This window comes from Levilactobacillus angrenensis, assembly GCF_003946085.1.
In the GTDB taxonomy this organism is placed as follows: domain Bacteria; phylum Bacillota; class Bacilli; order Lactobacillales; family Lactobacillaceae; genus Levilactobacillus; species Levilactobacillus angrenensis.
This window is the reverse complement of record NZ_RHOB01000001.1, coordinates 113,710-126,192: the sequence shown is the minus strand read 5'-3', so window position 1 is coordinate 126,192 and position 12,483 is coordinate 113,710. Positions and strand designations below refer to the sequence as shown.

General features: G+C 51.1%; 11 protein-coding genes. 9 read left to right on the top strand and 2 right to left on the bottom strand.

Annotated features, from left to right (window positions below; translation table 11 throughout):
• Window positions 1–96: 96 nt before the first annotated feature.
• The 5 genes from EKM83_RS00550 to rpsR all read left to right on the top strand — a co-directional run bounded on the left by EKM83_RS00550 (window position 97) and on the right by rpsR (window position 4,916).
• Window positions 97–2,517 carry a BspA family leucine-rich repeat surface protein gene (locus EKM83_RS00550; RefSeq protein WP_125574702.1) on the top strand — a complete coding sequence of 807 codons (2,421 nt, stop codon included), beginning with the start codon at window positions 97–99 and terminating at the stop codon, window positions 2,515–2,517.
• Between the two features lie 213 nt (window positions 2,518–2,730).
• Entirely contained in the window at window positions 2,731–3,528 is a 798-nt protein-coding gene (locus EKM83_RS00545; protein ID WP_125574701.1) for a hypothetical protein, read from the top strand.
• A gap of 215 nt (window positions 3,529–3,743) precedes the next feature.
• Window positions 3,744–4,040, top strand: coding sequence for a 30S ribosomal protein S6 (rpsF, locus tag EKM83_RS00540; protein WP_125574700.1), 297 nt, complete (start codon window positions 3,744–3,746; stop codon window positions 4,038–4,040).
• A 36-nt stretch (window positions 4,041–4,076) separates the two neighbouring features.
• On the top strand, window positions 4,077–4,649 hold the full coding sequence (gene ssb / locus EKM83_RS00535; RefSeq protein ID WP_125574699.1) for a single-stranded DNA-binding protein: 573 nt from the start codon (window positions 4,077–4,079) through the stop codon (window positions 4,647–4,649).
• Between the two features lie 27 nt (window positions 4,650–4,676).
• A complete protein-coding gene (gene rpsR, locus EKM83_RS00530; protein WP_048733694.1) occupies window positions 4,677–4,916 on the top strand; it encodes a 30S ribosomal protein S18 in 240 nt (79 codons plus the stop codon).
• Window positions 4,917–5,001: 85 nt separating this feature from the next.
• Here the strand turns inward: rpsR and EKM83_RS00525 are convergent, their stop codons facing one another.
• A complete protein-coding gene (locus tag EKM83_RS00525) occupies window positions 5,002–5,763 on the bottom strand; it encodes a MerR family transcriptional regulator (RefSeq protein ID WP_164505549.1) in 762 nt (253 codons plus the stop codon).
• 254 nt (window positions 5,764–6,017) lie between these two features.
• Here EKM83_RS00525 and EKM83_RS00520 point away from each other — a divergent pair, with 254 nt between their 5' ends.
• The 4 genes from EKM83_RS00520 (at window position 6,018) to EKM83_RS00505 (ending at window position 11,797) form a co-directional block, all read left to right on the top strand.
• A complete protein-coding gene (locus EKM83_RS00520) occupies window positions 6,018–8,033 on the top strand; it encodes a DHH family phosphoesterase (protein ID WP_125574697.1) in 2,016 nt (671 codons plus the stop codon).
• A gap of 69 nt (window positions 8,034–8,102) precedes the next feature.
• Window positions 8,103–8,561 carry a 50S ribosomal protein L9 gene (gene rplI / locus EKM83_RS00515; protein ID WP_125574696.1) on the top strand — a complete coding sequence of 153 codons (459 nt, stop codon included), beginning with the start codon at window positions 8,103–8,105 and terminating at the stop codon, window positions 8,559–8,561.
• Window positions 8,562–8,701: 140 nt separating this feature from the next.
• The gene (gene dnaB, locus EKM83_RS00510; protein ID WP_125574695.1) at window positions 8,702–10,096 is read left to right on the top strand and encodes a replicative DNA helicase; all 1,395 of its coding nucleotides are present in this window, start codon (window positions 8,702–8,704) and stop codon (window positions 10,094–10,096) included.
• Between the two features lie 564 nt (window positions 10,097–10,660).
• A complete protein-coding gene (locus EKM83_RS00505; RefSeq protein ID WP_125574694.1) occupies window positions 10,661–11,797 on the top strand; it encodes an NAD(P)-dependent alcohol dehydrogenase in 1,137 nt (378 codons plus the stop codon).
• Between the two features lie 73 nt (window positions 11,798–11,870).
• Here EKM83_RS00505 and EKM83_RS00500 read toward each other — a convergent pair whose 3' ends face one another.
• Window positions 11,871–12,401, bottom strand: coding sequence for a flavodoxin family protein (locus EKM83_RS00500; protein WP_125574693.1), 531 nt, complete (start codon window positions 12,399–12,401; stop codon window positions 11,871–11,873).
• Window positions 12,402–12,483 lie beyond the last annotated feature (82 nt).

Genomic DNA, 12,483 nt, shown 5'->3' with positions numbered 1-12,483 from the left:
AATAAGGATAAAGTGTTAAGTTAGTTAACTGATAATTCAGCAAAGAATGAGTAAATTTATAAAAATGCGGCTCTTTACCGAGTAAAGGAGGAAATCATGCAGAGCAAGTGGCGGTTCAAAAGCAATCAGATTGCGTTTGTTTTGAAACTGGGACTAGTTGTAGGAGTGGCGTTGTGTAGCTGGGAATGGCAGGATAATCAGCCCGTGTTGGCAGTTAAAAATGGTCATGCGGTGACGACAACGACCAGAATGTGGGGGATTCGAGCCTCGGGGTATTCTGGCACTAGTAAATGGACGCTTGCCGATGGGGTCCTTCAGATAGGGGCTGGTAAAATGACTAGCCAGCCTTCTTGGCGCAAGTATTCAGCCAATATTCAAGAAATTCAGATTTTAGGACCAGTCCAGCTACCGCCAATGTGCGACCGCTTATTTGAAAATTTAGATCAGTTGGAGCGAATATGGGGAATAGACCTGCTAGATACCAGTCATGTCACCAATATGATGAGCATGTTCGCTGAGGACCATCAGCTTGAATATTTGGATTTAGATGCTTGGGATGTCAGTCATGTCACCAGTATGTGGAATATGTTTTGGGGGGATAGTTCCCTGTATGAAGTGGACGTTGAAAACTGGCAAACGCCCAGTTTAAAGTTCATCAATGGCATGTTTGCTAAGACGGCAATTCAACAATTGGATTTGGATCATTGGGACGTGAGCCACGTGACGAACATGTCGTATACGTTTGATGAGATGGAAAGCCTGCAGCATCTAGCAATCAGTACTTGGCAAACGGGGCAAGTTACAAACATGGGAGGCATGTTTAATGGTACGCCGGAACTCTCCCAAGTGGGGATCGAAGACTGGGATACCCGTCAGGTTACGAGAATGGACGACATGTTTGGCGGTAGTGGCGTGGAGCGACTAGATCTACACCGGTGGCAAGTTGGCGCGGTAACCACGATGGAATCAATGTTTCGCCTGTGTCGGTACCTAAATTACTTGAATGTCAGCGGCTGGCAGACGGGACGCGTCACGGACATGGAAATGATGTTTCAGTCTGTGCCGGCCAAAACCCTTGCGCTAACGGATTGGGACGTTGGGCGCGTGACCCGGATGCAGCAGATGTTTCGTGATGTGGGCGCGGAATCATTGGATTTATCGCATTGGGATGTCCGCCACGTGAGAAACTTTGAGCAGATGTTTGGCAAAGCCCATACGACGACACTGAATGTGCGTGGATGGCAAACAGATGATGCGGGCAGTATGCAAAAAATGTTTGATTATTCTGCCGTAAGAAATCTAGATATTTCTAGTTTTGACATGACCCACTTTGATTACAGCTCTGACGATCCCTTCTTTTGGACGGATGGGCGGGCTGAGGAAATGTTGGCCAACATGTCTAATCTGGAGACCTTACATTTGGGCGCAAAAGATATCTTGCTGGATCAGCATAATTATACGGTGGGGCTGGATGTTTCCGACAATGCTAGTCGGGCCAAAAGTCAGTGGCAGGCTGTAGGTACGGGGACAATCGACCAGCCTCAGGGACGACTGTGGTCAATTTCAGACCTGGAGCACAACTATGGCCCGGCGGTGGCGGACACCTATGTACGGAAGCCACAGATGTCTGAAATACAGATTGACTATGAAGACCAGGCCACGCACGCGACGCTGGCACCGTCACAAGTAAGACGAGGAGAACTCAGTACCAATTATTCCCTGACGCCACCGATGATTCCGGGATATGAGTTTGTGCGGAGTAGCACGGGCAACCTGTCCGTGGAATTCACAGAGGAGCGGCAGTCTGTCAAATTGTATTATCGGCACTTACCGGTGACGCCTGCACCGGGGCCTGACCCTGACCCTGACCCTGACCCTGACCCAGAACCGAGCCCAGAACCGAGCCCGAATCCAGGGCCAAATCCGGAACCAAATCCGGAACCAAATCCGGAACCGAACCCAGGGCCCAACCCGGAACCAAGCCCAGAACCAAGCCCAGAACCAAGTCCAGAGCCGAAACCAGAACCCAATCCGGAGCCGAATCCGGAGCCAAACCCAGAACCGAATCCAGGGCCAAATCCAGCGCCAAACCCAGCGCCAAACCCAGAACCAAATCCGGGGCCCAACCCGGGCCCAACCCCGAGACCAAATCCGGAGCCAAACCCAGCACCAACCCTCAACCCAAACCCTCAGCCGAAACCGACACAACCCAGCAAATCTGGGTCTGCAGCCGCACAAGTCACACCGCAGCCAGATCAACCAGTGCATACGGGGAATTCTGCCGATACGATTGATTCGCCAAAACAGCCGGGTAAACCTATCTCCCAGCCAGTACAGCGAAAACGTCCGCGGCAGTCAGCAGGTTCACCGGCAAGACACCCACGAGCGCAGTCTACAGCAGCTCAGCCCACGAATCGACAATTACCCGCAACGGGTGAACAGCTGTCTCAGGTAGCCCTGATTTGGGGCAGCCTGATGCTAGGAGTCTTAGGATGGTATTGGTGGCGTCGACGGTAAATACTTAAGTAATTTATACAGTGACTAATCGTTTTGCGAGTTTAGCTGTTTAGTGATGATATTATATCGAATAGGATGGTCGTTGATTAATCCTGGTATAATCAAAATTGTTTAAAATATTTAAATAATTGTATATGATTTAATCTGTTTACTTTCTCTTTACCGTTTGGTATCTTAGCATTAACAACTAAATCGAGAGTAGGGGGAAGGACGATGACGGGAGAATCTGTCGGCAGTTATTTACATCAGTGTCGCCAACAACAAGGCGTGGCGCTGGCCGCTTTGGCGACGCGTTTGTGTCCACTGAATGTGTTGGCAGCAATTGAACAGGGGCAGCAGTCGCCGAGCGTGGCACAGTTGACGCAACTGTATCAGCAATTAGGCATCGTGCGCAATCAACCACTGCCGCAGAGCTACCCCATTCACCGTCTGCCAGCGTTTAGTCGGCAGCTACAATCTTGGTGGCAGCATCAGGCCTACGGGCAACTGGTGGCTAATGTGGCCGCTGGTGATGTGCTTCATCAGCTGACGACCGACACAGATCGCCAAGCCGTCTTGTATTACTATGGACGGTCGTTGGCGGCAATTGGGGATGTGGAGGCGGCCCAGCTGCATTTGCGGGCCGGACTCATGTTCATGACACCGCAGTATCCCCAGATCTACCGCTCGCTGGACCTGCTATTACTGGCGGCGGAAAATAGCGTCAGTGGCCTTGCGTCGGCTGACCCGGACCTGTCGGGGTTTGACCGCGCCGTGACCGTTATGCGCCAGGGCCGCGTACGGGATGCTTCGGCAAATTTAACACTGGTCTTTTACCAATACGCCCAAACGCTTTTAAACTTAAACCGCCCACAAGCAGCAATTCAGTATTTACGAGAAGCCATTGCCTGGGACGAACAACAGCAGAGTACGTATTTATTGCCAGATTGTTACCTGTTATTGGCGCTGGCACTGAAAATGACACAGCCGGAACGAGCAGCGTTCTTTCGGTTGGCAGACCAGCCAGAATAATTTTAAAAAAAGTTGGTCTGGCAAAAAATATTCGTGGATTTTTTACGGAGTTGACCTATGTAACGTAAGTAAGCAACCCATCGGTCGGCCCCGATTTGCTTCAGCAATCAATCTATGCTATACTACTAGCTTGTGAGTATCTGGCTTACGCTAGTGTCTCTCCTTGCTTCCGCATTGCAGCGGGGGCCTGAAGTCCATAAGGAGGTGTAACATTCATGGAAACTACTAAATACGAAATCACCTACATCATTCGTCCAGACCTTGACGATGCCGCAAAGACCGCTTTGGTTGAACGCTTCGACAAGTTACTGACTGACAACGGTGCAGAATTGATCAACTCGAAAGACTGGTCAAAGCGTCGGTTCGCATACGAAATTGGTGGCTTTAACGAAGGTATCTACCACGTTATCACGTTAAACGCAACTAATGACGAAGCCTTAAACGAATTCGACCGTTTATCCAAGATCAATGACAGCATCTTACGTCACATGATCGTTAAGCGCGAAGACTAATTTAAACTTTAACTTTTTGAGAGGAGTTATTCAGCAATGATCAACCGAGTAGTACTTACTGGCCGACTGACACGGGATGTTGACTTACGCTACACCCAAGGCGGTGCTGCTGTTGCCACCTTCACGCTGGCCGTTGATCGGCGGTTCACCAACAAATCTGGTGAACGGGAAGCTGATTTCGTAAGTTGTGTCATTTGGCGCAAATCTGCGGAAAACTTTGCCAACTTCTTCCACAAGGGTTCCCTTGTTGGAATTGAAGGGCGCATCCAGACCCGGAATTACGAAAATCAACAGGGCCAACGTGTTTACGTTACCGAAGTTGTTGTCGAGGACTTTTCGTTCCTTGAACCGCGTTCACGCAACGCGAACAATAACGCCGGTGGTAACTACAATGGCGGTTCCATGAATAATAATGCTCCTCAGCAGAATCAGAATCAAAATGCCAACCCGTACACGAGTGGTAATCCAGCACAGTCTGGTCCTACTCAAAATACGACACCTAATCCCGGAAACAACAATCAGGGGAATGCTGGGAACAATAACTCAGCCGATCCGTTTGCCAACTCCGGTGATTCAATTGACATTTCCGATGATGATTTACCGTTCTAATTTCTAAATACGAGGAGGGAATTTCCTATGGCAGGACAACGTCGTGGCGGCCGTCGCCGTCGTAAGGTTGACTTTATTGCAGCCAACCACATCGAATACATTGATTACAAAGATACTGACTTATTGCGTCGGTTCATCTCTGAACGGGGTAAGATCTTACCTCGCCGGGTTACTGGTACTAGTGCCAAGAACCAACGTAAGTTAACTATCGCTATCAAGCGTTCACGGATTATGGGCTTAATGCCTTTCGTCAGTGAAGAAGGTTAATCCTTCAAATAAAAGAGACCAACTACAGTGATGTGGTTGGCCTTTTTTTGTTACGGCAAAAATGTTTCATGTGAAACATCACCGGTTAGTGGGCGTCTTGTAAAATGATGGCGACCAGCGTTTTGGTCGCGTTGGGTAAGCCGACCCGCTCATTATAATACTGGGCGAAGCGGTCATCGGTTAGATACAGTTGAGCCAAGCCACGGTGGGCAACTGCTGAGTAATTGTTCCACGTGAAACATAGCCACTCGCGATGCAAATCGTAAACGCGGTGGGCTGTGGCGCTGGTTAAATCGCCGCTACGAGTCACGGTTTTCAAGGCTTGCAACAGCTGCTGCTCGGTAGCCTGCATGCGGCGATAGTCGGCTTCGCTAAGGGCAGCGAATTTTTGCTGACTGGCGGTAAAAGTGGCTTCACCGTACCGGTGACGAACCTCGTCGCCAAATTGCTGGTCATTCGTAGTGAGCTGCTCGCGTTTGAATGCGGCAAATTTTTCTGAATCGGTCATGGGCAGATCTCCGTTTCTGGCCGCTAATGTGCGGTCTAAAGTGGTCAGCAGGGCCGTGAGGTGGTCACGTTGCTGGGCTAATTGGGTGCGTTGTGCGGTGAGGGCGGCCGTTTGTGCTTCAGGGGATTGCGCCAAGAGTGCTTGAATCTGGGCTAGCGTGAAGCCAAACAACTGAAAGTAGCGAATCAGCTGTAATCGATCCACGGCGGCTGGCGAATATGTCCGGTAACCGTTGTGGGGGTTCCGAGTGGCTGGCACCAAGCCGATTTGGTCGTAGTAGCGTAGCGTGCGGGGACTGACGCCGGCAAGTCTAGCCAGCGCCTGAATCGTGTAGGTCAAGGTGACCACCTCCTGTCTTGCTTACAACCTACTATAAGGGTTGTCGTGGCGTCAAGGTCAAGCACTTTTAGACTGAAAATCAGGTCCCGTAACATTTCCAAGCAAGCCCGTCGTGACGCGGTTTTTAAACCAGGCCAACGTTTTGTCCTGACCCCGAAGTGTGCTAAAATAAAGGTATTATTTGTAACTTTCTGACCCGGCGGCAATCGCTCGGGTAACCATAACTTTTTCGATGAAACAGATGAGGAGCAAGTATGAATAAAATATTTTCGCGAGCCAATGTGCCTGAATTCTTACAGAACCGGCGGCTGCGGGGAATCGCGGTGCTGATGGCACTGTTGGCGATTCTCGGCATTGTACTGTCGTTTCTGTTGAATTGGATTTTTGGCCTCGTCATTTTAGTGCTGGTGGGCATCTCGATGCTATTGGTCTTTAACACCATGGCAGAAATCGGGGCCGACACCACGCAGTACATTTCCGACCTGTCGTTTCGCATCCAGCAAGGCGAGCAGGAGGCGCTGATCCGCATGCCGCCGGGTGTCATGATTCTGGGCGACAATGATCAGGTTGAGTGGGTCAATCCTTACCTGCAGCACTACTTTGGGGATACTGACGTGTTAAATCGACCGCTCAACGATGTCGATGAGGACCTGGCTAAGTTAGTAGCCTCAGTAGAGCCGCAGACCATGACGACCGTGCGTTGGCGAGACTATCGCTTCACGCTGTACGTCCAACCGGATTTCCACGCGGTCTACCTGTACGACATCACGCATTATCAGCTGATTCAAGAGCAATACGATAATGAAAAGATTGCAATCGGCCAGATTTTCTTGGATAACTACGATGAAATTACGCAGTCGATGACCGACCAAGATATTTCTAACCTACGTAATTACGTGACCAACGAGTTGTCCGCTTGGGTCCAGCAATTTGATATGTACCTGAAACAACTGGATGACGACCATTACTTCGTGTTGGCCTATGCGAAGTCACTGGCGGCCATCGAGGCAGATAAGTTCAAGATCCTTGATACGATTCGGGAGAGCACGTCGAAGCAAAACTTCCCGTTGACCTTGAGTATGGGGATTGCGTATGGCGATGCCAACCTGAACAAACTGGCCGATCAAGCCCAGAGTAATTTGGACCTGGCCCTTGGTCGGGGTGGGGACCAAGTCGTCGTTAAGGCGGCCGACCAAGAGGCCCGCTACTACGGCGGTAAGACCAACCCGATGGAGAAACGGACGCGGGTCCGGGCGCGGATGATTTCCCAGGCGCTCCAGGAACTGATGAGCGAGTCCGACCAGATCTTCGTGCAAGGGCACACGCAACCGGACATGGATTCGCTGGGCGCTTGCTTGGGGATTCGTCGGATCGCCAAGATGAACAACAAGACCTGTTGGATTGTGCTCGACAAGGAGACCGTCCACTCCGACGTGCAACGGCTGTTGGATAATTTGAAGGCCTATCCGGACGTGGATGCGGCCATCATTTCGCCAGCAGAGGCCTTGGAAAAGGCGACCGACCAGAGCATGCTCTTGATGGTCGACCACTCGAAGCCGTCCATCTCGATTTCCGCGGAACTTTATCAACGCCTGGAAAACCGGGTCATGATCATTGACCATCACCGGCGGGGCGAGGAATTCCCTGAAAATCCACTGCTGGTCTACATCGAACCGTATGCCAGCTCGACGTGTGAGTTGATTACCGAAATGTTTGAGTACCAGTCCCAAGAAAGCGAACCGATCAACAAGCTGGAAGCCACGGCCATGTTGACGGGGATCTTCGTGGATACCAAGCACTTCTCGTTGCGGACCGGGACCCGGACCTTTGACGCCGCCAGTTACTTGCGGTCAGCCGGGGCCGATGCTGTGGAAATGCAGCAATACATGAAGGAAAATGTGGATAGTTACCTGCAACGCAATCATTTGATTGAAATGGTTGAGTTCGTTAATGAAGATATGGCCTTGATCACCGGCGAAGAGGATCAGACCTACGATCCCGTGACGGCAGCGCAGGCGGCCGATGACCTCTTGAATATGTCGGGCGTGGATGCCTCGTTCGTCATTACGCGCCGGGCGGACGGCCGTGTTGGCATTTCCGCGCGGTCGCTGGGTGAGATCAACGTGCAGCTGACCATGGAAGCCATGGGCGGCGGTGGTCACCTGTCCAACGCGGCCACGCAGATCAGTGACAAGACGGTCGCCGAGGTCAAGCAAGAACTGTTAGATATCCTGAATCACGCCAACGAGCCCGAACCGGCGACCACTTAGTTAATTGCTTCTGGGCGTGAGGTGGCGTAGGATAATATTTAGATATGGAATAAGTGAGGAGTGAACGACGTGAAAGTTATTTTTGTGAAAGACGTTCGCGGTAAAGGTAAGCGCGGGGAAATCAAGAATGTTCCCGATGGCTACGCCCAAAATTTCCTGATCAAGCGGGGATTGGCTAAGGAAGCCAACCAATCCGCCATGAGTCAGTTAAATGCCGAACGTAAAGCGGAACAACGCCGCGAAGCTGAAGAATTAGCCGAAGCTAAGGAATTGCAAAAGCATTTGGAAGCCGATAAAACGGTGGTTGAAATCGTGGCCAAGGCCGGGGAAGACGACCGGTTGTTTGGGTCGATTCCTAGTAAGCAAATCGTTCAAGCCTTACAAAAGCAATTCGATTTAAAGATTGATAAACGCAAAGTTGAGCTGCCTGAACCAATCCGGACTTTAGGCTTCACCAACGTGCCAGTGAAATTGCACAGTGACGTGACTGCCAAGATTCGGGTTCACGTCGTGGCTAAGCAAAAATAAATTCAAGGGAAGGTCGTCCGTTCTGGGCGGCCTTTTTGCGCGAAAATAGCCAGGCACTAGATTCGCTCGTGACCCCATTCCATGGTAAAATGGAAGTCTAGTTTCTGTCGGTGATTTTTCTAAAGAGGTAATCAAACAGCATGGATAATAACGTTCTAACAGATCACACACCACCACAAAGCCTCAGCGCCGAAAAGGCCGTCTTAGGGGCGATCTTTTTGAGTACCGACGCGTTGGTGGATGCGCTGGAATACCTGGCCCCAGAGGATTTTTACCGCCGGGAACACCAGATTATTTTCCAAGCGATGATCGATTTAAACGACCGGGATGAAGCCATTGATGTGGTCACCATCACCGATCGGTTAACGTCGAAAAATGAGTTGGACGACGTCGGCGGGGTCACCTATATTGCCGAACTGGCAGGGTCCGTGCCCACGGCGGCCAACGCCACGTACTACGCAAAAATCGTTCAAGAAAAAGCCATTTTACGGCGACTAATCCAAACGGCGACGAACATTGCCACGCAGGGTTATCAACAGGATGGCGACGTAGCGGACCTATTGGACAACGCCGAACGCGACATCATGGGTGTGGCGGAGACGCGCAACCAGTCGGGCTTCAAGCCGATTCGCGATGTCTTGAACAGTTCATTTGAAGAAATCAATAAATTATCGGAACAAGGCGACGTGATCACCGGGTTATCGACCGGGTACGCGGAGCTGGATAAGATGACGACCGGCTTGCATGACGACGAGCTGATGATTTTAGCCGCCCGGCCAGCCGTCGGGAAGACCGCCTTTGCCCTCAACATTGCGCAAAATGTCGGGACCAAGACGGACAAGACCGTGGCCATTTTCAGTTTGGAAATGAGTGCCGAGTCGCTGGTCAACCGGATGCTGTGTGCGGAAGGCTCCATCGACGCCAATCATTTGCGAACCGGGCAGCTATCCGAAGAGGAATGGCAAAACCTGATCGTGGCGATGGGCAGTTTGGCCAAGGCCAGCATTTATATTGACGATACGGCCGGTAACAAGATTACCGAGATTCGGGCCAAATGTCGGCGATTAGCCAAGGAAAAAGGAAACCTGGGCCTGATCGTGATCGATTACCTGCAGCTGATCGAAGGGACCAACCACGAAAGTCGGCAACAAGAAGTGTCTGATATTTCGCGGCAGTTGAAGAAGTTGGCCAAGGAATTGCACGTGCCCGTTATCGCGTTGTCCCAGCTCTCACGGGGGGTGGAACAGCGACAAGATAAGCGGCCCGTGCTGTCTGATATTCGGGAATCCGGTTCGATCGAACAAGATGCGGACATCGTGTCCTTCCTGTATCGGGATGACTACTACGAACGAGAAGGTGACGAGGACGGCGGTGGCGACAACGACAGTGACCCCCGTGAAGAGGGCGACCAAGATGTCGGCGAAGTCGAAGTCATTATTGAAAAGAACCGGTCGGGTCCGCGGGGAACGGTCAAATTGCTTTTCGTGAAGTCATTTAACAAGTTTTCCTCGGTGGCCTATACACCGGGACAGTAATGCAGAACGTGCGGAAGCCCAGACGGCTGTCCGCGGCCGTCTGGTTCGACGAGTTAGAGTTTGGCGGGCTGAGCCAAACTCTTTTTTTGTATAAAATTTTGAATAAACCGCTTACGGCTGCATAAGTGTCAAAAATCAGCGAAATTTCCGGGGAAAAATGGGGAGTTTGTTAAAATTACTTGCGTACCAAAACCCTTGGGGCACTAAGGTTATAATGAATTCAATAGTACACATATTTAAAATTCATAAGAGTGTGCCAGAAAGTTCACAGTTTCATCATATTTTCCCATTAGTATATGAAGCATAGAAGTTAACCAATCGGTTGCTTCTACCAAAGATTAACAATCTTTTTTCATGTACTCCTCCTCCCCTGGAATAATGAAAAAATAGTTAACGTCATTCTTATATAATGACGTTACCCCTACTCCGATGACCATCGCTTTCCCCGAGCGGTGGTTTTTTTATGCGCGTAAAGGCACATATGACAAAAATAGTTCTTGACGTTTGTGCATAAAATCCGTTATGATGTAAGCGTTACCAAAAGTGAAAAGGAGTGGCGAACAAATGGCAAAAGAAGTGCAAGCAGCAGTTGTTGAAAAACGAAACGATCCCTTCGTTGTAAAAAATGTGTTGGTGGACGACCAACCAGGGCCTAAGGAGGTTTTGGTCCACATTGTTGCGAGCGGAATTTGTCACAGTGACGAAGCCGTGCGGGTCGGCGATGCCGGCGATTTACCATTACCCATCGTCCTGGGCCACGAAGGTGCTGGTATCGTGGAAAAGGTTGGCTCCGCGGTGAGCGGTGTGGCCGTGGGCGACCACGTGGTATTGTCGTACGCTTATGACGGCACGTGTGATCACTGTTTGGCCGGGCAACCTGCTTCCTGTGAGCAGTGGGTGCCTTTGAACATGGGCAGTGGCAAGCGGCCGAATGGCAAGCCCGTCTTCACGGACACGGCGGACACCAGCAAGGGCCTGGGGAGTATGTTTAACCAGGCTTCCTTCAGTACGACCACGTTGGTTCAAGAAAGTAACGTCACGGTCGTGGGCAAGGACGTTGATCTCCGGAAGGTCGGCCCACTGGGTTGTGGCTTCGTGACGGGGTCGGGAACGGTCTTCAATACCTTGAAGCCAGAACCGAATTCGACGATAGCCATCTTTGGGACGGGGGCCGTTGGGTCGGCCGCATTGATGGCCGCCAAGATCTCCGGCTGTTCCCAAATTATTTCCGTAGATATCGTGCCAGAACGGTTGGCCATGTCTAAAGAAATCGGGGCGACGGCCACGGTCAACTCCAAAGAAGTCGACGCTGTGGCAGCCATCAAGGACCTCACGGCTGGCAAGGGTGTGGACTATGCGGTCGACACGACCGGCTTATCCGCAGTGATGAAGCAAGCCGTCGAGGCGATGGGCATCAATGGGGTCTTCGCGCCACTGGCCGTTTCCCAAAAGGAACTGGACCTGGTGCCATTCAATGACCTGGTTGCCACGCAAAAATCCGTGGTCGGAGTCTTGATGGGCAACGCGGTCCCACAAATTGAGATCAAGAAACTGATTGCCTTTTGGCAAAAGGGCCTGTATCCATTTGATAAGCTGGAAAAGACCTTTAAATTTGCCGACATCAATGCGGCGGACCAAGCGTCTACCAGCGGTGAGGTCATTAAGCCTGTACTCATCATGGATGAAAACTATACCGTTTAAAATTTAATAGAAAAATGCTCGTGAGCCGCCCAATTGCGGTGGTCACGAGCATTTTTGTTTCACGTGAAACACATTAGACCTGGGCGTGGAGCTTGGCGGCTAGTTGCCAATAGCTCCCAGGGAGGTCCGTCATGGCGGCGACATCGCCAGGACCGTCAGCCGTCACTGTCGCGGTCCCCTGAAAGGTCATTTTCAACCACTCACAAGAGTGTTGGACCGCTTGGGTGATACCGAGGGCCTTGGTCTGAGGCGCATCGGCACCAACGACTAACAGGTAAACGCGTTTGCCAGCAAAGTCAAAGTCGTTGGTGTAGCTGTCAAACCAGCGGTCCATGAAGACCTTGAGCTGGCCGGTCATGCCGTACCAGTAGACCGGCGTGCCCAAGACGATATCGTCGGCTTGCGCAAAGGTCGTCATCAACTGCTCGTAGTCATCCGTCGTATCACGTTGCGGTAAAGCCGTGTCACGGTGGTCCTGGACAAAGTGCAACGGGTGGTCAGCGAGGTGGATGGTCGTGTGGGGATAGTCATGTAAGAAGCGTTCCCCGAGCGTTGCGGTGTTGCCGTGTTTACGGGGACTGCCATTGATCAGTAAAATTGTCATCGTTAAGGGCTCCTCTCATTGTTAGTTTACGAGACGTGGTTGTAAAAAAGCAATTAACTCGTCGCGAAGGGATAGTGTTGGC

Coding starts and splice junctions, on each gene's coding strand:
- dnaB (WP_125574695.1), top strand. CDS start 8,702: ATGGATAATAACGTTCTAACAGATCACACACCACCACAAAGCCTCAGC.
- EKM83_RS00545 (WP_125574701.1), top strand. CDS start 2,731: ATGACGGGAGAATCTGTCGGCAGTTATTTACATCAGTGTCGCCAACAA.
- EKM83_RS00505 (WP_125574694.1), top strand. CDS start 10,661: ATGGCAAAAGAAGTGCAAGCAGCAGTTGTTGAAAAACGAAACGATCCC.
- EKM83_RS00520 (WP_125574697.1), top strand. CDS start 6,018: ATGAATAAAATATTTTCGCGAGCCAATGTGCCTGAATTCTTACAGAAC.
- rpsR (WP_048733694.1), top strand. CDS start 4,677: ATGGCAGGACAACGTCGTGGCGGCCGTCGCCGTCGTAAGGTTGACTTT.
- rpsF (WP_125574700.1), top strand. CDS start 3,744: ATGGAAACTACTAAATACGAAATCACCTACATCATTCGTCCAGACCTT.
- EKM83_RS00500 (WP_125574693.1), bottom strand. CDS start 12,401: ATGACAATTTTACTGATCAATGGCAGTCCCCGTAAACACGGCAACACC.
- ssb (WP_125574699.1), top strand. CDS start 4,077: ATGATCAACCGAGTAGTACTTACTGGCCGACTGACACGGGATGTTGAC.
- EKM83_RS00550 (WP_125574702.1), top strand. CDS start 97: ATGCAGAGCAAGTGGCGGTTCAAAAGCAATCAGATTGCGTTTGTTTTG.